The following is a 25089-nucleotide window of genomic DNA, read 5'->3' as shown; positions in this document are numbered from 1 at the left end:
CACCCCGGTGCGTCCGAGTCTCCACTGACGATCATGTCGACCGGCTCGGGATCAGCGGGGTCACTGCCCGCTCTGGGCGGCAGCGGGAACGGTGTGCGTGAGGCCCGAGTGCGCCCGCTGGACGGCGATCTGGGTGCTCGTAAGACGGGCGAGGCCGAGCGAGATGAGGAACAGGCCCGTGACCGAGACGAGCTGAGGTGAGATCAGGGCGGCGATCCCCACGTTCATGCCGATCCGAACGATGATGAAGCCGATCCACAGGCCGACCCCGAGCCAGCCTCCCCGGACCCGGACCTGGCCTGCGGCATCCGTCTCGACCGCGGAGAGCCTGCCCATGACCCATCCGCCGGCCAGCGAGACGAGGACGGTGAGCGCGATGACGAGCATCGCCGAGACCAGCGAGGCTTTGCTGCCCTGCAGCTGGAGCGGCAGACTTGCTACTCCGATGATGATGACGACCACGGCGATGCGCGTCATCCTCGCGGCGCTGCGCCAGCTGAGCTGACGGAAGAGGATGAGAGCGAGCACCACTGCGATGAGGAGGACATCGACGATCGACATCCAGGGGACGGTGGAGAGATTCATGACTGGGCCTCCAGACGGGCGACGGGATCGCCCGGTGCGATCCACTGCCCCCATCCTTCGCCGCGCCGCCGCCCACGCGAACCACCCGCGGGTGGAGATCCGGGTGGAGAAGCCCTAGACCTCCATCCGCACGTACCGGGCGAGCTCGGAATCAGCGGCGGTCAGTGCCCGTGCCGTGCTCAGCACCGTCCTCTCCATCGCCGAGGCGGCCGCCGTGGGCCGGACGTCCGCGCGGGAGGCGAGGCTGACGATGCGGGAGAGACCGGGATCGACGAGGCGGATCGACCGCAGGCGGGGCCGGTCGACGAGGACCATGGCCGGGACGATCGCGAGCCCGAGTCCGCGTTCGACGAACCGGATCGCCGCATCCATCTCGACGCCTGCGACGACGACATCGGGGGTCAGTCCCGCCGCCTCGAATGCCGCCGAGGTGGCCTCCCGGAGGTCGTACCCGTGATGGAAGACGACCTGCGGACGGGCGGCTACCTCGGCGAGGGTGATCGTGTCCCCATCGTCCCCGTCATCGCACGCGGTGATGACGACGAGGTCCTCGCGCAGCACCTCCTGCATCTGCAGCCTGGGCGTCTGAGCGCCGAGGTCGACGGTGCGGGTGATGAGCGCGAGGTCGAGCTGCCCGGCGCCGAGGGCCTCGACGAGTTCGCGCGATCCCTTCTCCACGACCTCGAGCTCGATGCCGGGATGCTCGGCATGGAACCGGCTGAGCGCCTCGGCGACGAGGCTCACGCACAGCGTCGGGGTCGCGCCGAGGCGGACCCGGCCCTGCCGCAGCCCGGCGAGCTCGTCCATGTTGAGGCGGATCGCCTCGGCGTCGGCGAGCATCCTCCGCGCCGTCGGCAGCAGGGCGGCCCCGGCCGCGGTGAGCGTGATGTGCCCGCGGGCGCGGTGGAAGAGCTCGGCACCGAGCTCCTTCTCCAGGGTGGAGATCTGCCGGGACAGGGACGGCTGGGCGAGGTGGAGGGTCGCGGCGGCCTTCGTGAAGTGCCCGGTGTCGGCGACCTCGACGAAGCTCGCGAGCTGTTCGAGATTCATGGCAATAGCGTATCGCTATCGTGTTGAGTCAAACAATGCATTGGACGTATCGAATAGGCAATCCTAACGTGGAACGCATGAGCAGAGAACAGGGCAATGCCCGAAAGAGAGAACACTCGCTGTCGACCTCGGTGCTCGTCATCGGCACCGGCGGATCCGGCCTCCGTGCGGCCATCGAAGTTGCGGAATCAGGTGCCGATGTCATCGCCGTGGGCAAACGGCCGAAGTCCGACGCGCACACCTCGCTCGCCGCCGGCGGCATCAACGCCGCGCTGTCGACGATGGACCCCGAGGACTCGTGGCAGCAGCACGCGGCCGACACGATCAAGGAATCCTACGACCTCGCCAACCCGCGCACCGTCGAGATCGTCACCCAGGGCGCCGAGCAGGGCATCGCCGACCTCGAACGCTACGGCATGAACTTCGCCCGCGAAGAGGACGGGCGGATCTCCCAGCGCTTCTTCGGCGCCCACACCTGGCGGCGCACCGCCTTCGCCGGGGACTACACGGGACTCGAGATCCAGCGCGCGCTCATCCACCGCGCCGAAGAGCTCGACATCCCTGTCCTCGACACCGTCTACATCACGAAGCTCCTCGTCTCTGGCGGCCGGATCTTCGGCGCCTACGGCTTCGACCTCGTCGACGGCACCCGGTACCGCATCCACGCCGACGCCGTCATCCTCGCCGCCGGCGGACATAACCGCATCTGGCGGCGGACCTCCTCACGCCGGGATGAGAACACCGGCGACTCCTTCCGCCTCGCCGTCGAAGCCGGCGGCCGCCTCCGCGACGCCGAACTCGTCCAGTTCCACCCCTCGGGCATCCTCGAACCCGAGAACGCCGCCGGGACCCTCGTCTCCGAGGCCGCCCGCGGTGAGGGCGGCATCCTCCGCAACGCCCTCGGCGAGCGGTTCATGGAACGCTACGACCCCGAACGGATGGAGCTCTCGACCCGTGACCGGGTCGCGCTCGCCGCGTACACGGAGATCGCCGAGGGACGCGGGACGGAGAACGGCGGCGTATGGCTCGACGTCTCCCACCTGCCGCGCGAGACGATCATGACCCGACTCCCGCGCGTCTACCAGACGCTCATGGAGACCCAGATGCTCGACATCACGACGAGCCCGATCGAGATCGCCCCGACCGCGCACTACTCGATGGGCGGGGTGTGGGTCGACCCCGTCGACCACAGCACCGACGTCGAGGGCCTGTGGGCCATCGGCGAGGCCTCGTCCGGGCTGCACGGGGCCAACCGCCTCGGCGGGAACTCCCTCATCGAGCTCCTCGTCTTCGGCCGGATCGTCGGCCGTTCCGCCGTCGCGTACTCCGATGAGCTCGAGGCGCAGGTGCGGTCCCAGGAGTCCCTCGCCGAGGCGCGTGCTGAGATCGATGACCTGCTCGCCTCCGATGGGGCGGAGAACGTCCGGGCCCTGCAGCGCGAGGTCCGCAATCTCATGACCGAACACGCCGGCGTCGTCCGCGATGAGGCCGGTCTGCTGGCCGGGCTCGAGAAGCTCGCCGCGATCGAGGAGCGCATGGCGGGCGTCGGCATCCACCCTGACATCGCCGGATTCTCCGACCTCGCCCACGCCTTCGACCTCAAGTCCTCGGTGCTCGCGGCCCGGGCGACCCTGGAATCGGCACTCGAACGCCGGGAGACCCGCGGCTGCCACAACCGCAGCGACTTCCCGGAGCTCGATCCGGAGCTCACGGTCAATCTCGTATGGTCACCGTCGACCGGTGTCGTCCGGGAGACGATCCCGGCCGTCGACCCCGAGGTCGCCGAGCTCATGCACACCGGTGAGATCAGCCAGGAGGGCAAGCTCGTCGAGTGAGGTCACCGCCCGGCGCGGGTCTGCGAGGGCTGTTCGCCGAAGACGCGCCGGTAGGCGGCGGCGAAGCGGGAGGGATGCGAGAAGCCCCACCGGAACGCGATGTCGCTGATCGGCTCCTCCCCGGCGAGGATGTCCGCCCGTGCCGCATGGAGACGCTCCTGCTGCACATGGTCGAGCGGGGAGGTGCCGAGCTGTTCGCGGAATGCCCGTTGCAGGGTGCGCACGCTCAGGCCGGCCGCCTCGGCGATGTCGGTCACGGTCAGCGGTTCGCCGAGGTGGTCGGCGATGTGATCGAGGGCCAGCCGCACCCGCTTCGTCGTCGCCGGACCCGCGCTCGCCGCGGAGTCCTCCGCAAGCCCGAGGTCGGGGTGGCCGAGGACGAGCTGGGTGAGGAGGAGGTCCTCGACGGATTTCGTCATCAGCTCAGGCATGTCACCGCCGGCACGGCCACCGGACACGAGTCCCTGGAGGACCCCGAGCCACGCGCCGAACCCCGGGCCCAAAGGCAGGGAGTGGCTGCGGAAGCGGGGCGACGGAGGTGCCGCGCGACCGAGCACGGACTGGCTGTGGGCGCGCAGCACCGCGGGGTCGACGCGCAGGTGGATCTGGTCGTACTCGGCGCCCAGGGGCATCCGCACCCGGGCGCCGGGGAGGAGGATCGCGGCACTCGAGGCGGGGGCGACGGGGATCGAGTCGGATCCGATGTCGACGCGGGCACTGCCTCGGCGGGCGATGAGGAAGCCGAGGTAGTCCTCGTGTTCGGGCAGGTCGACCCTGACCTCGGTGCCGAGGGAGAACTGGAGGATCCGCAGCCGTTCAAGGTCGAGCTTCCAGACTTCGGGCGCGAAGGAGCCCTCGTCGACGCCGAGCAGCCGGTGCGGGCTCAGCGAACGACCGACGTCGCGTTCGAACTCCCCGACGCCTGCAGGCTTGGTCACCCCGGTCATGGTCCCCGATATTACCGCGCGGGTGTTGCGCAGCTCACAGATTCGTGTCGCAGATCGGACAGCGGTGTCGCACATCGTGTCGTCGGGGGCGTGAGGGATTCCTATCGTGAGGACACGGTTCTAGAGAGAACCTGCCATGTCAGACACGAAGGAGTGCCCATGAGCACCACCGATCAGCGCACCGTCGGAAGCGATCCCACCGAGGCGGCCGCGTCGACGACCTATGACGTCGCCGTCGTCGGCTACGGTCCCTCGGGACTCGTCCTCGCCTCGGCGTTGGGCCGGCGCGGCCACCGCGTCGTCGTCATCGAACGCTGGAAGACCCTCTACGGGCTCCCGCGGCTCAACCACATCGACGGGGAGGTCGCGCGCATCATCCAGAACGTCGGCGACGTCGAGGTCGCGCTCAAGGGATCCGCCCCGGCCGACGAATACGTCTGGCGCAACGGCGCGGGCGAGAAGCTGCTCACCGTCGACTGGTCGGGGGAGTCCTCGGGCTTCGCGGCGCACTACACGATGTACCAGCCCGACATCGAGGACGCGATCGACGCCGACGTCCGCACCCGCGACAACGTCGACGTCCTCCAGGGGTTCAAGGGCATCGACTTAAGCCAGGACGCCGACGGCGTGACCCTGCGCGTGCGCCCGTGGTCGCGGGACGATGAGACCGCAGCCGACCACGGTGAGGACGACCTGATCATCCGCGCGAAGTACATCGTCGGCGCCGACGGGGCGAACAGCTTCGTGCGCACGGCGCTCGGCATCGACCGCGACGACCTCGAATGCAACGACGTGTGGCTCAACCTCGACACCGAGAAGGTGCGCGATCTGCCCGAGCGCTTCGACGTGAGCACCCAGTTCTGCGACCCCCTGCGCCCGAACATGTCCATGCCCATCGGGCCCGGGCGGCAGCGCTTCGAGGTCGCCGTCCTGCCCGGTGAGAACCCGGAGGAGGCGCTGACCGAGGAGCATGCGTGGAAGTGGTTCCGGGAACGCCACGACCTCGGTCCCGAGGACGTGCGCATCCTCCGGCACATCGTCTACGTGTTCTCCGCCCGCACCGCGCACCGGTGGCGCGACGGCCGGGCCTTCCTCATCGGGGATGCCGCCCACACGATGCCGCCCTACATGGGGCAGGGCGCGTGCTCGGGCATGCGCGACGGGCTCACGCTCGCGTGGAAGCTCGACCTCGTCCTCCGCGGGCACGCCGACGAGGCCTTCCTCGACACGTACGAGGAGGAGCGTCGCCCCCACGTCGCCGCGATCCAGGCCGGAAGCATCGCGCTGGGTAAGATCGCGAACATGCTCGACGTCGATGCCGCGAAGGCCCGCGATGAGGCGTTCTTCGCCGGTGAGACGCTCGATGCGCCGCCGTTCCCGACGATCGAGTCCGGGTACCTCGCCCGCGGTGAGCAGCCGTATGCCGGCACCCTCTCCCAGCAGGGCAGGATCGCCAAGGACGGTGCCACGGCGCTCTTCGACGACATCATCGGCAACGGCCTCCACCTCGTGACCTCGGGTGATCCCGCGACCGTGCTGTCGGCGGAGCAGTTCGACCGCCTCGCCGAGGTGGGGGCCGCCGTGGTCTCGACCGCGCCGGGCACCCCGTGGTCGGTGACCGATGTCGACGGCACGTACCGCGACTACTTCGCCTCGACGGACTCAGAGGTGTTCATCGCCCGCCCCGACTTCGTCGTCTTCGGCACCGGGGCGATGGCCGATGCGCCGGCCCTCGTCGACGACATGATCGCCCAGCTGCGCTCGGGTGGGCAGGATGCGGCGGCGTCGCGTTCGTCCTTCGCCGAGGCGGGGGTGCGATGACGCGAGCCGACCACCCGAGCAGCGGGGTGTGGCGCCGACCCGATGTGTGCACGTTCGCCGCGCACGCTCCCGACGAGCACGGCGGCGAACAGAACGGCGCAGGCCAGTCCAGCGCTGAGCTGCGCAAAGAGCTCGATGCGCACTGGCGGGCCATGCCCGCCCAGCGGCTGCTCGACGGCGGCATGGTCCACGGTGACGTGCTGCGTCTGCAGGCGGCCACCGACTCGGGACAGCGGTGGGACGAGGCGGCCGAGCACCTCGGTGAGGCGCAGTTGCTCCGCGCCGAGGCGGCCGCCGGACAGGGCCGCACCCGCACCGCGATCGACGCCTACAGGGCCGCGGTCGCCGACTTCCTCTTCGCCCAGATGCCACTGCCCGACGGCGACCGGAAGTCCGCGCTCTACTCCCGGGCCAGGGCGGCACTGACCGCGATCACGCAGATCCCTGCCTCGGGTCTGCGGCGGGTCGAGGTGCCGTTCGCCTCGGGCAGCCTCGTCGGTTGGCTGCGCGTGCCCGCTGAGGCGCGGGCGAGCGTCATCGTCTTCGGCGGCCAGAGCGGCTGGGGTGCGACGTACTACCGGCTCTCCGATGCGCTCGCCGACCGGGGGATCGCCACGCTCATGGCCGAAGGCCCCGGTCAGGGGGAGAGCCGGCTGGTCTCCGGCATCCACCTCGACGTCGACGTCCCCGCGGCCTTCTCGCATTTCGTCGACGCCCTCGAAGCCGTTCCCGAGCTCGAGGGGCGGCCGGTGGGGATCTGGGGCAACAGCCTCGGCGGGACCTTCGCTGCGATCACGGCGGCGGCCGACCATCGGATCACCGCGACCGTCGTCAACGGGGGATTCGCCGCCCCGACGCTGCTGCCGTTCCAGACCTTCCGGGAGCAGGCGGCGATGCTCGGCTCCGACGACGAGGCGGCGATCGAGGCGAACTTCGCCCGCCTGGCCTTCGACCCGGAAACCGACCGGGTCAACGGCGGGATCCTCGTCATCCACGGCGGTGCCGACCCTCTTGTCGACCGGGAGGACCAGACGCCGTTCCTGAAGGCGAGCGAGGACTCGACCCTCCTCGAATGGCCGGCCGGGGACCACACGATCTACAACGACAGCGAAGCACGCACCGCCGCGGTCGCCGACTGGCTCGCCGACCGCCTGAGCTAGGGCGCAAGCCAGGTCGCAACGCCCGATCCTGGAGGTGTCAAAAGTGCGTTAGGAGGTGTTAAGACGGTGTCAAGATCGGCCCCGACGGCCTCGGGGCGCATGTGAGATGGGTGAGTACCGCACGACGGCGCACTGCGCCGCCGTGCACTGATCGCCAGCTCACGAGAAACCGAGGCCCCACCGTATGGATGCCCCCTTCGCCGATCTCCTCTTCCTCCTGCTCGCCCTCGCGACGATCGTCGGGCTCGTCGCCCTCGCGAAGGTCTTCGAGAAGGTCACCGCCGAGAGCGCGAGAACCGCGCGCGCCGCCGACCCGACCACCCCCGGCACCCAGCCGGGCGCAGGTTCCCCCGGCTTCCAGCCGGGAGCAGGCTCCCCCGGCTCCCAGCCGACCACCCCCGGCACCACGGGGGAGGCCCGCGCATGACCTGGCTGACCGGCATCACTCAGATCCTCCTCGTCCTCGGCCTCCTCGCGGCCGTGCATGTGCCCTTCGGCAACTACATGGCCGGGGTGTTCCTCTCGACCAAGGACACGAAGGCCGAGTCGCTCTTCTACCGGCTCACCGGCGTCGACCCGAAGTCCGAGCAGCGGTGGAAGACCTACTTCCTCTCCGTCCTCGGCTTCTCCCTCGTCTCCATCGCCGTCCTCTACGGTCTGCTCCGCCTCCAGGAGTTCCTGCCCCTGTCCAACGGCAAGACCGCGGTCGCGCCCGACCAGGCATTCAACACCGCGATCTCCTTCGTCACGAACACGAACTGGCAGTCCTACTCCGGTGAGGCGACGATGGGCTTCCTCACGCAGATGGCCGGCCTCGCGGTGCAGAACTTCGTCTCCGCCGCCGTCGGCATCGCCGTGGCCGTTGCCCTCATCCGCGGGCTTGCGCGCCAGCGCTCGCTGTTCATCGGCAACTTCTGGGTCGACCTCACCCGCACCGTCATGCGCATCCTCCTGCCGATCTCCGTGATCTTCGCGATCCTCTACATCGGCCTCGGCGTCATCGACAACCTCACCCCCGACCAGGTGGTGCGCACCGTCGCCGGCGGTGCCGAGGCCACGCAGACGATCCCGGGCGGGCCGGATGCCAGCCAGGAGGTCATCAAGCACCTCGGCACGAACGGCGGCGGCTTCTTCAACGCGAACTCCGCGCACCCGCTCTCGGCCCCGAACGCCCTGGTCAACCTCGCCAACGTCTTCCTCATCCTCCTCATCCCCTCCGCCCTGCCGCGCACCTTCGGCGTCATGGTCGGCAGCCGGAAGCACGGGTGGGCGATCCTCGGGGTCATGGCCACGTTCTTCGTCCTCTCGCTCACCGCCGTCATCCTCACCGAGACCACCCTGTCCACCCCGGCCACCGATGCCGCCGGGGCGGCGATGGAGGGCAGGGAGACCCGCTTCGGCGTCATTCCCTCGGCTTTCTTCGCGGTCTCGACGACCCTGACCTCGACCGGTGCCGTCGACTCCTTCCACTCGAGCTACTCGGGGATCGGCGGCGGGGTGCTCATGCTCAATATGATGCTCGGCGAGATCGCTCCCGGCGGGGTCGGCTCGGGCCTCTACGGCATGCTCGTCGTCGCGATCGTCGCGGTCTTCGTCTGCGGCCTCATGGTCGGCCGGACCCCGGAGTTCCTCGGCAAGCGGATCGGCCGCACGGAGATCACGCTCGCCTCCGCCGTCATCCTCATCACCCCCACCCTCGTGCTCGCGGGCACGGCCGTGGCGACGATGTGGCCCGGTGCCGCCGACTCGATCCTCAACACCGGCAGCCCCCACGGCCTCTCCGAGATCCTCTACGCCTTCACCTCGGCGGCGAACAACAACGGATCCGCGTTCGCCGGGCTGAACGCGAACACACCGTTCTTCAACACCGCCCTGGGTCTGGCCATGCTCATCGGCCGGCTCGCCCCGATCTGCGCGGTCCTCGCCCTGGCCGGTGCGTTCGCCGCCCAATCCACCGCCGAGGCGACCCCCGGCACCCTGCCCACCCACCGACCCCTGTTCGTCGGGGTCACCGTCGGCGTCGGACTCATCGTCAGCGCCCTGACGTTCCTGCCCGTCCTCGCCCTCGGCCCGATCAACGAAGGACTCCTCTGAGATGAAGACCGACCTGTCCACCACCTCCACGCCCCACCTCGTCGAGGACACCCCGACGCCCGCTCCCGGCGCAGACCACCGGACCACGGCGACCCACCGGCCGACGAGCACGGGCCGTTCGATCACCCTGCCCGCCCTCGCCCAGGCCACCGTCCTCGGGCTGAGGAAGTTCGACCCCAGGGTCGCGTGGCGCAACCCCGTGATGTTCCTCGTCGAGATCGGCGCGGTCGTCACACTGGTCCTCGCGATCGCCGATCCGACCCCGTTCACGTGGGCGATCAGCGTGTGGCTGTTCCTCACCTGCGTCTTCGCCAACACCGCCGAGGCGCTCGCCGAAGGCCGAGGCAAGGCGCAGGCCGACTCCCTGCGGGCGAGCCGGGTGAGCGCGAACGCGACCCGCATCCTGCCCGGCGGCACCCGAGAGACGATCCCCGCCTCCCAGCTGCGGGCCGGGGACACCGTGCTCGTGACCGCCGGTGAGGTCATCCCCGGCGACGGCGACGTCATCGAAGGGGCAGCGACCGTCGACGAGTCCGCGATCACCGGCGAATCCGCGCCCGTCATCCGGGAGGCCGGCGGGGACCGGTGCGCGGTGACCGGGGGGACGAAGGTGCTCTCCGATTCGATCACCGTCTCCGTCACCGCGAGCCCCGGGGAGTCCTTCCTCGACAAGATGATCGCGATGGTCGAAGGCGCGAGCCGGCAGAAGACCCCCAACGAGGTGGCCCTCGGCGTCTTCCTCTCCGTGCTCACCCTCATCTTCATCCTCGTCGTCGCCACCCTCGCCCCGATCGCGGCGTTCTCCGGCGCCCCGCAGTCGCTGACCGTGCTCATCGCCCTCCTCGTCTGCCTCATCCCGACGACGATCGGGGCGCTGCTCTCGGCGATCGGCATCGCCGGCATGGACCGGCTCGTCGCCGCGAACGTGCTCGCGAAGTCCGGTCGCGCCGTCGAGGCCGCCGGCGACGTCTCGACCCTGCTGCTCGACAAGACCGGGACGATCACGATGGGCGACCGGCAGGCCACCGACTTCGTTCCCTTCGGGGGCACCACCGATGAGCAGATCGCCGAGGCGGCCCGCCTGTCCTCCCTGGCCGACGAGACCCCGGAGGGGCGGTCCGTCGTCGCCCTGGCCGAAGGCGAGTTCCGCATCGACGCAGCCGGACTCGAGGCCTTCCCCGACGCCGAGTTCATCCCGTTCTCCGCCTCAACCCGGCTCTCAGGCATCGTCCTCCCCGGTCAGGCGGGTGCCGGGTCCCGCACGGTCGTCAAGGGGGCGGCCCGGGAGGTCATCGCGTGGGCGATCGACCGCGGTGCGGACATCCCCGCCGAGGCGAGTGCTGAGGTCGAACGCATCAACACGGGAGGCGGCACCGCCCTCCTCGTCGCCGAAGCCGTCGACAGCGCCGCCGACACGACCGCCGCGAACGGCACCGCCCTCCTCGTCGCCGAAGCCGCCGAGAAATCCTCGGCCCGGGTCCTCGGGGTCATCGACCTCCGCGACATCGTCAAGCCGGGCATGGCCGAGCGCTTCGCCCAGCTGCGGGCCATGGGCATCCGCACGGTGATGATCACCGGGGACAACGAGCTCACGGCCCGGTCGATCGCGAAGGAGGCCGGGGTCGACGACTACCTCGCCGAGGCCACCCCTGAGGACAAGCTCGCCCTCATCCGGTCCGAGCAGGTCGGCGGCCGGATGGTCGCGATGACCGGGGACGGGACGAACGATGCGCCCGCGCTCGCGCAGGCCGATGTCGGGGTCGCGATGAACACGGGCACGACCGCGGCGAAGGAGGCCGGCAACCTCGTCGACCTCGATTCGGATCCGACGAAGCTCATCGACATCGTCCAGATCGGCAAGCAGCTGCTCATCACCCGGGGTGCGCTGACGACGTTCTCGATCGCCAACGACGTCGCGAAGTACTTCGCGATCGTACCCGCGATGTTCCTCGCAGCCTTCCCCGGCCTCGGGGCGCTCAACGTCATGGGTCTGCACAGCCCGGAGTCGGCGATCCTCTCCGCGGTGATCTTCAATGCGATCATCATCCTCGCCCTCATCCCCGTCGCCCTGCGCGGGGTGCGGTTCCAGGCGACGACCGCCTCGGCGCTGCTGAGAAAGAACCTGTTCGTCTTCGGCCTCGGCGGGCTCATCGTCCCCTTCATCGGGATCAAACTCATCGACCTCGTCATCAGTCCCTTCCTCTGACAGGTCACCACACCCCCGTCCGCGGCGGCCGGGTCTCACGCCGCCGCGGCGCCCACCCCAGCACTATCCACCCGCATCCGTACCTCACAGTCAGGACCTCCCATGCTCATCCGCCAGGCCTTCACCGGGCTCCGGGCCCTCCTCGTCTTCACCCTCCTCCTCGGCCTCGCCTATCCGCTGGCGATGGTGCTCATCGCCAAGGTCGTGCCCAGCCAGGACTCGGCGATCCGGAACGCCGACGGCGTGGTCGTCGGCTCCGCGCTCATGGCCCAACCGGTCACCGGCGACGACTGGTTCTACCCCCGGCCGTCCGCCGGGGACTACGACGGACTGTCCTCGGGCGGGTCGAACCTTGCGGCGACGAACCCCGAACTCGTCACCGCGATTACCACGCGGAGGGCTGAGATCGCCGAGCGCGAAGGCGTCGATGAGGCCTCGATCCCCGCGGATGCGGTCACCGCCTCGGCGTCCGGTCTCGATCCGGAAATCAGTCCTGAGTATGCTCGACTGCAGATCGCTCGGGTCGCCAAGGAGACCGGGCTGAGCAGGGAGGAAGTCGAGACGATGGTCGAGGCCAACACGAAGCAGCCGCTGCTGGGCTTCATCGGCGTGCCCCGCGTCAACGTCGTCACCCTCAACAACGACCTCGCGAACGACTCCGGCGCCCGCATCGACCTCGCGGACCCGCAGAACTGATGGGCTCACCTCGGCGGGGGAAGCTCACGGTCTTCCTCGGGTATGCACCCGGAGTCGGCAAGACCGTCGCGATGCTCGAAGCCGCCGCCGGGGCCAGGGACGCCGGCCGGGACGTCGTCGTCGGCATCGTCGAGGACCACGGTCGCGCCCACACGGCCGCGCTCGCGCAGGGGTTCGAGACCCTCGACCGCGCCCAGGTGCCCTACCAGGGACGGACCTTCGAGGAGCTCGACGCCGAGGCGGTCATCAATCGGGCCCCGGAACTCGTCGTCGTCGACGAACTCGCCCACACGAACGTGCCCGGGTCGGGGGAGCGGGAGAAGCGCTGGGAGGACGTCGCGGCGATCCTCACCGCCGGCATCGACGTGTTCACCACCGTGAACATCCAGCACCTCGAATCCCTAGGCGACGTCGTCGGGTCGATCATCGGCCGCGTCCAGCACGAACGGGTCCCCGACCCGTTCCTCCGCACCGCCGATGAGATCGAACTCGTCGACATCTCCCCGGTCGCCCTGCGCGCCCGCCTGTCCGAGGGCAACATCTACGCCGCGGCGAAGGTCGATGCGGCGATGTCGAACTACTTCCGCCTCGGCAACCTCACCGCGCTGCGCGAACTCGCGCTGCTGTGGTTGGCCGACCGCGTCGACGAAGGCCTCGAGGAGTACCGGGACGCCAAGGGCATCCGCGACACGTGGGCCGCCCGCGACCGCATCATCGTCGCCGTCACCGGCGGGGCCGAATCGGTCACCCTCATCCGCCGCGGCCTGCGCATCGCCGGGCGGGTGGCCGGGCGCGAACTCCTCGTCGTCCACGTCGTCGAACCCGACGGCACCCGTTCGGCCACGGCCCCTGACCTCATGCGGGCCCGCGAACTCGCCGAGGGCAACAACGCGACCTGGCACACCGTCGTCGGCGACGACGTCGCGAAGGCCCTCGTCGAGTTCGCCCGCACCGTCAACGCCTCCCAGATCGTCCTCGGCGTCTCCCGCACCCCCTGGTACGGCCGCATCTTCGGTCCCGGCGTCGCCGGCCGCGTCATCAGCACCGCCGCCGACATCGACGTCCACATGGTCACCCACGCCCAGGCCGCCCGCGTGTGGCGGCCCAGCCGGGAGACCCGGCCGGCCAACCCGATCTCGAAGGTGCGCCGGATCGCAGGCTGGGTCATCGGTGCGCTCGCCCCCTTGGCGCTCACCGCCCTGTTCATCTCGCTCGGCCCCGGGGCGGCGTCGCTGAGCATGAACTTCCTCAGCTTCATCACCGTCGTCGTCATCGTCGCCCTCATCGGCGGACTGTGGCCGGCACTCATGACCGCGCTGCTCGGCACCGCGCTCATCAACTGGTTCTTCACCCTGCCCATCGGCTCGTTCACGATCGCCGAGGTCGAGAACATCGTCGCGCTCATCATCTTCATCGCCGTCGCCGTGGCCGTGGCCACCGTCGTCGACCTCGCCGCCCGCCGGTCCCGGCAGGCCCAGGCCGCCGAACACGAGGGGTCGGTGCTCAGCGAACTCGCCCGGTCGATGATCGCCGAGGGCGACAGTCCCGAGTCGATGGTCGAGAGCATCCGCACGACCTTCGTCCTCGACGGGGTGGCCGTGCTGACGAAGGATGAGACCGGTGAGTGGGCGGTGACCGCGGCGGCGGGGGAGCCGGTGACGGACCGCGCCGAGGCGACCGAGACCTTCGACCTCGACGACGACACCGCGCTCATCCTCAAAGGGCAGCCGCTCAGCGCCGGCGAACAGCGGATCCTCGACGCGTACGCGGGCCGGCTGCTCCGTGTCCTCACCGAATCCGAGCTCGCCGCGACCCGCTCGCAGGCCAGGGAGCTGTCGGCCGGCAACGCCGTGCGCACGGCCCTGCTCACCGCGGTCTCCCATGACCTGCGGACCCCGCTCGGGGCGATCAAGGCCGCCGCCTCGACGCTCATGCTCGAGGAGATCGAGCTCAGCCCCGAGGACGAACGGCTCATGCTCGCCACCATCGACAACGGCACCCAACGGCTGGAGAAGCTCATCGACAACCTCCTCGACATGAGCCGCATCCAGTCCGGTGCGGTGACGATCTCGACGTCCCCGGTGCCCGTGGCCGATCTCGTCTCCTCCGCCCTCGCCGAGGTGGGCGTCGAGAATGTGCCGAACGACGTCAGCGTCGACATCGACCCCGACGCGTGGGTCGACGTCGACTTCGGGCTGCTCGAGCGGGTGCTGGTCAACATCGTCGAGAACTCGCTCAAGTACGGTGGGGGAGCGCCCGTGACGATCGATGACTCGACCGGCGCCGAGGCGGTCTACCTGCGGATCGCCGACTCCGGTCCCGGGGTGAGCGACGAAGCCCTGGAGACGATCTTCACCCCGTTCACCCGCCTCGATGAGTCGAATGCGAAAGGACTGGGCCTCGGGATGGCCGTGGCACTGGGGCTGTGCCGGGCGATGGGCATCGACCTGACCGCCGAGCACACTCCCGGCGGCGGGTTCACCGCGGTGCTCACCTTCCCCCGGTGCGCACAGACCGCCTCGGCGGACGGTGTTGACCCCGCACCGGCGGAGAACGACATGATCGGCAGGGTCCCGGGAGCCGCCTCGGCGAGAGACGACGAACTGCCGGCAGGAGCCGATGACGAACTGCCGGCAGGGGGACGGGGCCGATGAAACGAGTGCTCATCGTCGAGGACGACACGGATATCGCCACGGCTGTGGGGATCGGTCTGCAGGCGAAGGGACATGAGGTCGTCGTCGCCGGCACCGGTCGGCGGATGAACGAGGTGCTCAGCGAGTCCGAGATCGACGTCATCCTCCTCGACCTCGGGCTGCCCGACGTCGACGGGATGGAGCTCATCGCCCAGGTGCGGCGGTGGAGCGAGGTTCCTATCGTCGTCGTCTCGGCCCGGCACGATTCGCACGGGAAGATCGCGGCCCTCGACGCGGGTGCCGATGACTATGTGACGAAGCCGTTCTCGCTCGGCGAAGTGCTCGCCCGGTTGCGGGCGATCGAACGGCGCACGGGGAAGACGGGGGAGACCGGTCTCGTGCGCACGGCCGATGGTCGCGTCGTCATCGACCTCGCCGCCCACCTCCTCGAGGTCGAGGGCGAACCGGTGCACCTCACCCCGATCGAGTGGAAGATGCTCGAGGTCTTCGTCAAGCACAAGGGCGCGCTCGTCGAAGCGCAGACCCTGCTCACCGAGGTGTGGGGGCCGGAGTTCGGCAAGGAACGGAACTACCTGCGCGTCTACATGTCGCAGCTGCGGTCCAAACTCGAAGCCGACCCCGCCCGCCCGCAGTACCTTCATACGCAGATGGGCATCGGGTACCGCTTCACGCCGTAGGTGTCGAAGCGCCTGAGCGCGGGACGCTGGCTGGCCCCGCAGCGCCGCCGCCTAGTCCGCGATCCGGGCCCGACGGCGATCCTTCTCGATGCGAACCTCGTGGCTCGACCGTGAGGGGTTGAGCAGTTTGAGGAGGGTGAGGGCGAGGATCGCGCCGAGCACCGCGCATCCGGCGGGCAGGAGCATCGCGGTGTGGGCCCCGTAGTGGTCGATGAGGTTGCCGGCGATCGCCGAACCGAACGCGACACCGAAGCCCAGGGACGTGCCTAGCCACGCGAAGGCCTCGGTCAGCCGCCTCGGCGGGGCGAGCTGCTGGATGACGGAGTTCGCGCCGACGAGGCTCGGGGCGATCGTGAAGCCGACGACGAAGAGGATGAGCCCGAAGGTGAACATGTCACGGGCGAGCAGCATCGTGCACGTGCCGATGGCCAGCAGGGACACCGTGACCCCGAAGCGGTGGTGGGTCGCGGAGTTCCAGTTCCGCGCCCCGTAGATCGTGCCGGAGATGAGCGAACCGAGGGCGAAGGCGCTGAGCAGGAAGCCGGCGAAGGACTTCACCCCCTGTTCGTCGGAGAACGCGACGGCGATGACGTCGATGGCGCCGAAGTTCACGCCGAGGAAGACGTTGACGATGATGATCGTGAAGATCCCCGGGTTGGAGAAGACGTGGCCCTTCGCCTCGGTGGAGCGTTCGATCGGTGGGGGTTCGGTCGTCTTCTGGATGTAGAGCAGCGCCGATCCCACACCGGCGGAGATCATCGAGAGGATGATGCCGGCAGGCGGCCACACGGCGGTGGCGAGCACCGTGGCGAGCACGGGTCCGGAGACGAAGAGGAGCTCATCGGCCACGGACTCCCAGGAGAACGCCGTCTGCAGCTGGTTGGGTGTGGTGACCAGATGCGACCAGCGCGAGCGCACGAGCGAACCGACGGAGCCGACGGTGGCGCCGCCGATGCCGGCGAAGACGAAGGTGAAGCCGACCCACCAGTCGAGGTAGACGGAGACGATGAGCAGGGTCAGGGCGATGAGGTGGACGATGACGATCGGCACCATGACCTTCGCCTGGCCGCGACGGTCGACGAGGCGCGCGATCCCGGGACCTGCAAGGGCTTGGACGATCATGTACACGGCGGCGACGATGCCTGCCAGGCCGTACGAACCGGTGACGCCTTGGATGAAAAGGACGATCCCGAGTCCGAGGACAGCGATCGGCATTCGTGCAACAAGACCTGCCAAGGAGAACTTGAGAGCACCGGGAAGCGACAGAATTTCCCGATAATTTTTGAACATCAGACGAGTCTATCCCCGCAGGCGCGGCCCGCAAGCGCGAACCCGGGCGGATGAGCGGCATCTCACCACCGGCTTCTTCTCACCTTCGCTTTCCACCGCCTCGGCGAGCCCACAAGCGGCCCTGTCATCAGGGGCGGAGCCGGTCACGCCGGCATCCGCCGCAGGTCACCGGCGCGTCACGCGACCCCTATACAATGGGCGGGATTGCTCAATTCTCCCCGACGGCCAGCGTGCCGCCCCGAACCCCTCCCGGAGTGCCGATGACGGACAACAGCTCGTTCGATGACATCTTCGACAACCAGAACGACGAGCCGCAGCGGCCCCGCCGCAAGAAGAAGCGCGTGTGGCGCAAGGTCCTCGTCGGTGTCCTCGTCGTCGTCGTCCTCGGCGTGCTCGGCGTCGGCGTCTACCTGTGGAACGTCGGCCGGACCTTCGACGACAAGGCCAACCAGCTGAGTGACGAGCAGGTCTTCGGCACCCAGTCGCCCACGGCCAACAAGCAGGAGGGCGGGACGAACATCCTCCTCCTCGGCTCCGACGAGCCGATGAAGAACGTCGACGTCAACTCCTCCCGCGGGCTGCGGTCGGACTCGATCATGGTCATGCACCTGCCGGAGAACGGCTCGAACGTCCAGGTCATGTCGATCCCGCGTGACAGCTGGGTGAACATCGAGGGCCAGGGCAAGGCGAAGATCAACGCGGCACTGTCCTACGGCGGTCTGCCGCTGGCGGTGAAGACGGTCTCGGACTTCATCGGCACCCCCATCGACCATGTCGCGATCATCGACTTCCAGGGGTTCAAGGGACTCACCGACAGCCTCGGCGGGGTCCGGGTCAACTCCGAGCAGGCGTTCACGCAGAACGGCTACACGTTCACCAAGGGCGAGAACCTCCTCAACGGCGACCAGGCCCTGACCTTCGTCCGCGAGCGCAAGAAGTTCAAGGACGGCGACTTCCAGCGCGCCCGCAACCAGCAGGCGTTCATCAAGGGACTCGTCAGCGAGCTCATCTCCGCCGACACCCTGTCGAACCCGAAGAAGATCCAGGACATGGTCACGCAGTTCGCGCCGTACATGTACGTCGACTCCGGGCTCAACGCCCAGTACATCTCGTCGACGGCGTTCGCGATGCGCGACGTCCGTCCCAGCGACATCCAGTTCTTCACCGCCCCGACCGCCGGTGTCGGCCGGTCTGCCGACGGTCAGTCGATCGTCAACGTCGACAAGGCCGAACTGAAGAAGGTGCAGGACGCGTTCAAGAACGACACCCTCGCCGAGTACGTGAAGAACGCCCCCGAAGCGCATCTCTGATCCCTCGCCGAGGCGGTCCCGTCTGGGCCGTCGACGCGCAGTGACAGCGGAACCCCGTCCCAGGTGATCCTGGGGCGGGGTTCTGCTGTGTGCCGCGGAATCCGCTCAGCCTCGCCGAGGCGGGACAGCCTTCAGCCGAGCTGATCGGACAGATGAGGCGAAGTACCTCTGATGTGTCGAGCGCAGAGTCTCCTCATCTCGGCTCGAGAGAACAGCCAATTCCCAGTCGGAGCCGAAGTGAGTCTGAGACAACTCCATACGCCGCCGGACTGCGTCCTTGGACTCATCGAACTTCTCCAGAACCACAAGCTCAGCGGTGCGCTTGTTATAGGCGAGGACGAATTTAGTCATCACGGTCCCCTCTCACTATCGCGAGCAGCCTTTGCTCCATGTCCTGCAACGCCCGCAGGATCGGCTCCTCGCCCTTCTTGTTTTCATCGTACTTGGACGCCAGGATCTCGCGTGTGGCTTCGTCGACTGGTGTGGCCGCAATCGAAATTTCTCCCAGACACCGCGAACCCCGTCCCAGGTGATTCTGGGGCGGGGTTCTGCTGTCTGCCGCGGCATCCGCTCATCCGCGCCGAGGCGGAACCGAGGTCACGCCCGTGCAGCCGGTGCCTGCCGCGGTGCCGGCTTGCGGACGAACCAGCTGCCGACGACGGCGATGAGGGAGAGCACGGCTCCGGCGAGGAACGCCGTCGAGACGCCGTCGGCCTGGGCGACCACCGGGGCGGCGCCGCTGCCTGCCGCTGCCAGCGTGCCCAGACTGAGGACGGTGATGAACAGAGCCGTGCCGATGGCGCCGGCGACCTGCTGGATCGCCCCGACGGTGGCCGAACCGTGCGAGTACAGCTGCGGCGGCAGCGACCCGAGCGCGGAGGTGAGCAGCGGGGTCATCATCATCGCCACCCCCAGCGACAGGCCCACATGCCCGAGGAGGACGAACCATGCGGGGCTCGTCTCATCGAGTCCGGTGAGCGCCCAGAGCACGGCGCTGGCGATGAGCGCGCCGGGGATGACGAGCGGGCGCGGACCGAACCGGTCGAAGAGTCGCCCGACCAGGGGTGCGGCCAGGCCCATGGCAAGGCCGCCGGGCAGAAGCATGAGACCGGTGGTCACGGCGTCCAGGGCGAGGACGTTCTGCAGGTAGATCGGCAGGAGGATGATCGAGCCGAACATCGCGGCCATCATGACGACGACGAGGCCGATCGCCAGCCGGAACGTCCGCGACCGGAACACCCGCAGGTCGAGCAGCGCCCGGTCCCCGCGCTGGAGAACGAGCTGGCGCCGGATGAAGAGTCCGAGGCCCAGCACGCCGAGGGCGAGAGCCGCCACGGCGACGGGAACCATACCGGGATCAGCCGAGCCGAGGGTGCTGAAGCCGTAGACGAGTCCGCCGAAGCCCAGAGCCGTCAGCGGCAGTGAGACCCAGTCGAGCGGAGCCGTGGTCGTCTCGCCGACGTTGCGCAGGCGCAGGGCGCCGATGATCATCATGAGGATTGCGACCGGCAGGATGATCCAGAAGAGGAACGGCCAGGACAGAGTGCTGAGGATGAGGCCGGAGAGCGTCGGGCCGAGTGCCGGGGCGACGGCCATGACGATCGTGATCCGCCCCATGAAGCGGCCGCGTTCGGACTCGGGGACGACGGTCATGATCGTCGTCATGAGCAGCGGCATCATCATCGCGGTGCCCGAGGCCTGGATGACGCGGGCGACGAGGAGGACGGAGAACTCGGGCGCGAGGGCTCCGAGCAGTGTGCCGGCGGTGAAGAGGCTCATCGCCAGGAGGAACACCTGCCGGGTCGTCAAGCGCCTGAGCAGGAAGCCGGTGGTCGGGATGACCACGGCCATCGTGAGCATGAATGCCGTCGTCGTCCATTGGGCGACGCTGAGAGTGACGTCCAAGTCGGTGACGAGGTGCGGGATCGCCACACCCATGACCGTCTCGTTGAGAAGGGTGACAAAGGCGGCGCCGAGGAGGAGCCAGATCACGCCCGTGCCACCGGACCCGGGAGCGGACTCCCGGGTCCGGACCGGGGCGGGCGCCGCCTCGGCGAGGTCAGTGGATCTGCGCATCGGGATCAGGCTCCGATCAGGCGGAGGACCGCGACGAGGAGGGCGATGACCATGAGGACGATGTTCATCGTGAACTGCTCACCGTGGCGGCGGTGGGCGAAGATCGCGAGGAACTGGATCGCGGCGAGACCAAGGGCGGAGACGACGGTCAGCCACGGGAGGACGCCGAGGAGTGCGGGGAGGATGACGCCGATCGCGCCGAGGATCTCGGCGATGCCGATGACGCGGACCTGTCCCGGCGTGTAGTCGAGGAGGGTGGGCATCGGCTTATCGGCGTTGTGGGGATTGATGACCTTCATCGTTCCCGCCATGAGGAAGAGCGCTGCGAGCAGGCCCGAGAGGACCCAGGTGAGGATTGTCAGTGCGAGCATGGACCAACCTTTCATTAGTTACTGGTGGTAACCTAGATACCGTTGGTGATTATTCCCGATGGGGTGGCACGCACAGCAACCTCACCAGGGCACACAGAGGTAACCATTTGGCCTGGCCGGGGACGGAGGAGACGATGAGCGAGCAGGTGCATGAGCCGCGGATGCAGTCGATGTGCGAGGGGCCGCAGGGTGACCCGGAGGTGTTCCGGTCGATCCTCGCGCGAGTGGGCGACAAGTGGTCGATGATGCTCATCGGCATGCTCCAGGAGGGGCCGCGTCGGTTCACCGAGCTCAAGGCGATGACGCAGGGGATCTCCTCGCGGATGCTCACGCAGACGCTGCGGCAGCTCGAGCGTGACGGGCTCGTTAAGCGGGAGATGTTCGCCGAGATCCCGCCGCGGGTCGAATACAGCGTGACCGATCTGGGGCGCTCGCTCATTCCCGCGGTGCTCGCGATCGCCGAGTGGGCGTCGGCGCACACGAATGAGATCGCTGCGAACCGTGAGGACTACGACGCGGCGGTCGAGTGATTGACGTCCACGCGGGGACGTCGGGACACGGGGACACAGCCACGCGGTGTGCAGTGGGACAGGCGTCCCCGTGGACGCCTGTCCCACTAGTGTACGGACACGAGAAGGGCGCCGGTTCCAACCGAAGTCTTGTGAAGCGCCCCGTTGATGCATGAGGTGGCATCATTGGCGTATGAACAGCGGAGCAGAGTGGCAAGTGCCTAGAATTGACAATGACAATCCGCTAATTTTGGAGATCAAACAAGGAGAAGTCGTACTTTTTGTTGGACCGAATGGAGCAGGAAAATCGGCGCTCAACTATTGGATGTACACCAATAGTAGCAGCTCAAAAACCAAAAGATTGCTCGGCCATCGGCAGATTTGGCTAAAGTCCTCTGGTCCAGAGGTGACACGTAGCGATTACCAAAACACAAAAAGCTCGGTTGAGCACATGAATCGACAGCGTGTGTCGCGAATTCAAGATTTTCGCGGCGATGACAGGACGATTGGTCTACTTTTTGACCTCGCAGCAAAAGTAAACGGTCGGAATTCTCGAATTGCTGATCTGGCAGACTCTGGGCGAATTACCGAAAGGAAGGAGCCTTTGGAGCCTTCGCCGCTGGCGCAGATCGACGAGATTTTTCGCCATTCGGGTATGGATTGCAAGTTCTCTATTAACGATCATTTTGAGTTTGTGGTTACCCGTTCAACAAAGACTTACCCGATTGCTGAAATGTCTGACGGGGAAAAGTCGGCGCTAATTCTAGCTGCGGAAGTCGTGCTTTCGGATCCGGGCACTGTACTTCTAATTGATGAGCCCGAGCGTCATCTGCATCGAGCGGTATCTCCCGATTTCATTCGAGCGCTTGCAGCTTCCAGGATTGACGTGTCGATTGTATTGTTCACCCACGATATCGAGCTTTTAGATGCTATGACAGCGGAAAATGCGCAGGCCTATTATGTTCGTTCGGTGAACTGGAGTAGTGGGGATCCAAAGGCCTGGGATATAGTCTCTCTCGCTGAGCTTCCTGACTCAACTGAACCTTTGAGAAGAGCGCTATTGGGTGGCAGGACCCGGCTGATGATGGTGGAAGGCGACGGCCGGAGTCTTGACAAGCCGCTCTATGAATCCTTGTTCCCTACATGGACAATAGTCCCAAGTGGAGGTAGCGATCAAGTCATTAGGGCGGTCGCGGGATTAAATGAGCAACGATCTTTTCATTGGATTGAGGCGGTTGGAGTAATAGACGGAGATTGTATGGGAGATGAGGCTAGGGAGGTATATGAAAAAAAGAACATTAAAGTGCTTCCCTTCAATGAGGTCGAAAGCATATACTATTTGCCGGAAATTGCAGAGCGAGTATCCGAAAATCAGGGAGCGACCTTCGGTTGTGACCCGGAAACTCTGCTGTCAGCGGCAAGAGATGAGGCGCTTAAGTCGATCAAAAATGAACAAAGTTTGATGAATCTCGCAAAAGATAATTCTATTAAGATTATTCGGCGAAGCATTTTTGAAAGAATACCGAAAAAGACCAGTCTCGGCACTGACAAGGATCTTACTATTACAATCGATTCCCCAGTGCTTTCTGAGTTCGATTTGGCTGAGAAGCTCGTCGCTGAAGGTGATCACAATGCGATCGTCAATCGATTCTCGATCAAAAGTTCGCCGTACTGCGATAAAATTGCGAAAGGGCTTCGATTTAGTTCAAAAGAGGACTACGAGGCGGCTGTTCGTGTGACGATGAAGAACGATGAGGAGCTTGTGAACCGCAGTCGTCAAGCCGTGGGGCCGATACCGGCCGGATCGCCGGCCACCCACACGGCCGAGATCGCTGCGAACCGCGAGAACTACGACGAGGCCGCGGACTGATCGTTGCAACGAAAAACGTCCCCGCGGGGACGCTCCGACCCTGCGTCGCGATGGGACGTCCCCGCGGGGACGCTCCGACCCTGCGTCGCGATGGGACGTCCCCGCGGGGACGCCCGGACGCACAAGGGCGCCGGCTCCCATTGCGGGAGCTGGCGCCCTGGTCGATCGGTGTCCGGGTCTCAGCCCTGACGCGACTTGAATCGCGGGTTGAGCTTGTTGATGACGTACGTGCGACCGCGACGACGCACCACCTGCGACCCCGGGGCCTTCTTGATCGAGCGAAGTGAGTTCCGTGCCTGCATAGCAACCTCCTGAATGTTGATTGCCTACTCAACAGAGAGTCGGCTCCGAGTATTCCGCGGGGCCGAATCGGGCGATCTCAGATCTTCGAGGACACGAGGGTCTCGGCGTCCCCGCCGAGGCGGGTGATGACGCTTTCGATCGACGAGAAGATGTGCTCCTCAATGATGTCGGCAGCCCCCACCTCGTCGCCGGCTTCGATCGCCTCGAGGATCGGTTCGTGCTCGGCGGCGACATCGCCGAGGTCGGAGTACTCGGCGTCATCGAGGGTGAGCGCCATGAGGATCTGCCCCTCGAGGGTGCGGAAGAGGTTCGTCAGCGGTTCGTTGTCCGCGGCCAGACACAGCGCCTCATGGAACTTGAACTCCGAGACCGCGACCTGGCGGGCATCGCCGGAGGCCGCCGCGGCCGCGATCTCGTCGATGAGTCCGCGGAGGAAGGAGACGTCGACCTTGCGCTTGACGACGAGCCGGACTGTCGTGCGCTCGAGCGAGGTCCGCACGTTGTAGAGGTCGACGAGCGATTCCGCGTCGAACTCCATGACCACGGCTCCCTGGTGCGGGCGCTCGCGGACAAGTCCCTCTTCGGAGAGCCGCCGGATCGCTTCACGGACCGGGGCGCGGCTCGTGTCGAGTTCGGCGGCGAGGTGGACCTCGTTGAGTCGCGACCCCATGGGGTAGTGACCGCTGATGATGTTCGTCCGGATCGTCGCGTACACGAGGTCGGCCAGCCGGGGTCGTCCGCTGCCGGAATGGTCCGCCGAGGCGGGGGCCGGGATATCGACGGCCGTGGCCAGCGTGGTTGTACCGTCTGTCGTCGAACCGCCTGTCGTCAGACTGTCTGCCACCTGCCGGGCGCCAGCTGCACTCGCGTCGATCGGTCGCTCGGACTCTTGCGCGTGGTCGGGATCGACGCCGTCGTGCAGTGATCTGCCGCAATGCGGGCAGAACGACGCAGATCGGCCGTCGCTTGAACCCACTGCCGTCTCCGGACCTGCGTCCCGTCGACCGTCCTGACTGCCGGAGCGCGTCGGCTGGGGGAGTCCGATCTCCCGGAGGACTTCGGCGACGCTCGTGTGGCTCAGCGGTGTGCCCTCGCGGGCGAGTCGTGCGGAGATCTGGTAACTCGAGAGGCCGCGCAGCCGCAGCTCGACGATCCTCTCGCGTGCCCGGTCCTTCGCCGGGGAGAGTCCGCGCGGCGGGCCGGGCTTCTTCGGGTCGGCGAACATCTCGACCTCACCGCGACGGAACTTGCGGACGAGGTCGACGACGGTCCACCGGGAATAGCCGAAGCGCTCGGCGATCTCAGCATGGGTGGCGCCGTCGACGAAGAACGCCCGCAGTGCCTCGTAGCGGCGGTGATTCATCTGCTCCGGTGCGGAGAACCAGTCCGAGTCGGGTTGTGCCGATCCATCTGCCATGATTCTTTTCTATCGCAAGGAAACCAGCTTTTCCAGAGGCGATCTCCCGCGCTGGCGGACGCCAGGTGCCACCGCAGCAGAGATTCGTCATCGTTCAATGCGGAGACCGGCCTCTGACCTCGACAGACGGGCGACGGTTGCCGTCCGCGGCGCCCGTCTCACTGGGTGAGCCTGAATCCGCCTGCTCAGCAAATGCCCAGCAGACAGATCAGCACAAT

General features: G+C 67.3%; 20 protein-coding genes. 12 read left to right on the top strand and 8 right to left on the bottom strand.

The window, feature by feature from the left end:
• Positions 1-60: 60 nt before the first annotated feature.
• Positions 61-585, bottom strand: coding sequence for a hypothetical protein (locus tag AACX88_RS13100; RefSeq protein ID WP_211978266.1), 525 nt, complete (start codon positions 583-585; stop codon positions 61-63).
• A gap of 114 nt (positions 586-699) precedes the next feature.
• Positions 700-1635, bottom strand: coding sequence for a LysR family transcriptional regulator (locus AACX88_RS13095; RefSeq protein WP_339393382.1), 936 nt, complete (start codon positions 1633-1635; stop codon positions 700-702).
• 77 nt (positions 1636-1712) lie between these two features.
• Here AACX88_RS13095 and AACX88_RS13090 point away from each other — a divergent pair, with 77 nt between their 5' ends.
• On the top strand, positions 1713-3470 hold the full coding sequence (locus AACX88_RS13090; protein ID WP_339393381.1) for an FAD-binding protein: 1758 nt from the start codon (positions 1713-1715) through the stop codon (positions 3468-3470).
• Between the two features lie 2 nt (positions 3471-3472).
• Here AACX88_RS13090 and AACX88_RS13085 read toward each other — a convergent pair whose 3' ends face one another.
• Positions 3473-4408: a helix-turn-helix transcriptional regulator gene (locus AACX88_RS13085; RefSeq protein ID WP_211978263.1), complete on the bottom strand. Its 936-nt coding sequence runs from the start codon at positions 4406-4408 to the stop codon at positions 3473-3475.
• A gap of 168 nt (positions 4409-4576) precedes the next feature.
• Between AACX88_RS13085 and mhpA the strand changes: the two genes are divergently transcribed.
• The 8 genes from mhpA (at position 4577) to AACX88_RS13045 (ending at position 15725) form a co-directional block, all read left to right on the top strand.
• Positions 4577-6238 carry a bifunctional 3-(3-hydroxy-phenyl)propionate/3-hydroxycinnamic acid hydroxylase MhpA gene (mhpA, locus tag AACX88_RS13080; RefSeq protein WP_339393380.1) on the top strand — a complete coding sequence of 554 codons (1662 nt, stop codon included), beginning with the start codon at positions 4577-4579 and terminating at the stop codon, positions 6236-6238.
• A complete protein-coding gene (locus AACX88_RS13075) occupies positions 6235-7398 on the top strand; it encodes an alpha/beta hydrolase family protein (protein WP_339393379.1) in 1164 nt (387 codons plus the stop codon). The genes mhpA and AACX88_RS13075 overlap by 4 nt, the downstream gene beginning before the upstream one ends.
• A 184-nt stretch (positions 7399-7582) precedes the next feature.
• Entirely contained in the window at positions 7583-7825 is a 243-nt protein-coding gene (locus AACX88_RS13070) for a hypothetical protein (RefSeq protein WP_211978260.1), read from the top strand.
• A complete protein-coding gene (gene kdpA, locus AACX88_RS13065; protein WP_211978259.1) occupies positions 7822-9492 on the top strand; it encodes a potassium-transporting ATPase subunit KdpA in 1671 nt (556 codons plus the stop codon). The genes AACX88_RS13070 and kdpA overlap by 4 nt, the downstream gene beginning before the upstream one ends.
• Position 9493: 1 nt before the next feature.
• The gene (kdpB, locus tag AACX88_RS13060) at positions 9494-11698 is read left to right on the top strand and encodes a potassium-transporting ATPase subunit KdpB (protein ID WP_339393378.1); all 2205 of its coding nucleotides are present in this window, start codon (positions 9494-9496) and stop codon (positions 11696-11698) included.
• 102 nt (positions 11699-11800) lie between these two features.
• Positions 11801-12394 carry a potassium-transporting ATPase subunit KdpC gene (gene kdpC, locus AACX88_RS13055; RefSeq protein ID WP_339393377.1) on the top strand — a complete coding sequence of 198 codons (594 nt, stop codon included), beginning with the start codon at positions 11801-11803 and terminating at the stop codon, positions 12392-12394.
• Entirely contained in the window at positions 12394-15048 is a 2655-nt protein-coding gene (locus AACX88_RS13050; protein WP_339393376.1) for a DUF4118 domain-containing protein, read from the top strand. Before kdpC ends, AACX88_RS13050 begins: the two co-directional genes overlap by 1 nt.
• Positions 15045-15725 carry a response regulator gene (locus AACX88_RS13045; protein ID WP_211978255.1) on the top strand — a complete coding sequence of 227 codons (681 nt, stop codon included), beginning with the start codon at positions 15045-15047 and terminating at the stop codon, positions 15723-15725. Before AACX88_RS13050 ends, AACX88_RS13045 begins: the two co-directional genes overlap by 4 nt.
• A gap of 51 nt (positions 15726-15776) precedes the next feature.
• On the opposite strand, the gene AACX88_RS13040 is transcribed toward AACX88_RS13045, so the two are convergent.
• On the bottom strand, positions 15777-17015 hold the full coding sequence (locus tag AACX88_RS13040) for an MFS transporter (RefSeq protein WP_339393375.1): 1239 nt from the start codon (positions 17013-17015) through the stop codon (positions 15777-15779).
• Positions 17016-17275: 260 nt separating this feature from the next.
• Here AACX88_RS13040 and AACX88_RS13035 point away from each other — a divergent pair, with 260 nt between their 5' ends.
• A complete protein-coding gene (locus AACX88_RS13035) occupies positions 17276-18325 on the top strand; it encodes an LCP family protein (protein WP_339393374.1) in 1050 nt (349 codons plus the stop codon).
• Between the two features lie 597 nt (positions 18326-18922).
• Here the strand turns inward: AACX88_RS13035 and AACX88_RS13030 are convergent.
• Positions 18923-20401 carry an MDR family MFS transporter gene (locus tag AACX88_RS13030; protein ID WP_339393373.1) on the bottom strand — a complete coding sequence of 493 codons (1479 nt, stop codon included), beginning with the start codon at positions 20399-20401 and terminating at the stop codon, positions 18923-18925.
• 5 nt (positions 20402-20406) lie between these two features.
• Positions 20407-20772, bottom strand: a complete 366-nt coding sequence (locus tag AACX88_RS13025; protein ID WP_339393372.1) for a DoxX family protein — start codon at positions 20770-20772, stop codon at positions 20407-20409.
• A gap of 134 nt (positions 20773-20906) precedes the next feature.
• On the opposite strand from AACX88_RS13025, the gene AACX88_RS13020 reads away from it, so the two are divergent.
• Together AACX88_RS13020 and AACX88_RS13015 are read left to right on the top strand one after the other, a co-directional pair.
• Positions 20907-21302 carry a winged helix-turn-helix transcriptional regulator gene (locus tag AACX88_RS13020; RefSeq protein WP_339393371.1) on the top strand — a complete coding sequence of 132 codons (396 nt, stop codon included), beginning with the start codon at positions 20907-20909 and terminating at the stop codon, positions 21300-21302.
• A 172-nt stretch (positions 21303-21474) separates the two neighbouring features.
• A complete protein-coding gene (locus AACX88_RS13015) occupies positions 21475-23151 on the top strand; it encodes an AAA family ATPase (RefSeq protein WP_339393370.1) in 1677 nt (558 codons plus the stop codon).
• A 179-nt stretch (positions 23152-23330) separates the two neighbouring features.
• On the opposite strand, the gene ykgO is transcribed toward AACX88_RS13015, so the two are convergent.
• Positions 23331-23453 carry a type B 50S ribosomal protein L36 gene (ykgO, locus tag AACX88_RS13010; RefSeq protein ID WP_339393369.1) on the bottom strand — a complete coding sequence of 41 codons (123 nt, stop codon included), beginning with the start codon at positions 23451-23453 and terminating at the stop codon, positions 23331-23333.
• A 77-nt stretch (positions 23454-23530) separates the two neighbouring features.
• The gene (locus AACX88_RS13005; protein ID WP_339393368.1) at positions 23531-24871 is read right to left on the bottom strand and encodes an FCD domain-containing protein; all 1341 of its coding nucleotides are present in this window, start codon (positions 24869-24871) and stop codon (positions 23531-23533) included.
• Positions 24872-25089: the final 218 nt, after the last annotated feature.

The sequence above is a fragment of the Brevibacterium metallidurans genome (genome assembly GCF_037101285.1).
Classification (GTDB): domain Bacteria; phylum Actinomycetota; class Actinomycetes; order Actinomycetales; family Brevibacteriaceae; genus Brevibacterium; species Brevibacterium metallidurans.
Note: the sequence above shows the minus strand (reverse complement) of the source record. Positions and strands in the feature narration are given on the sequence as shown.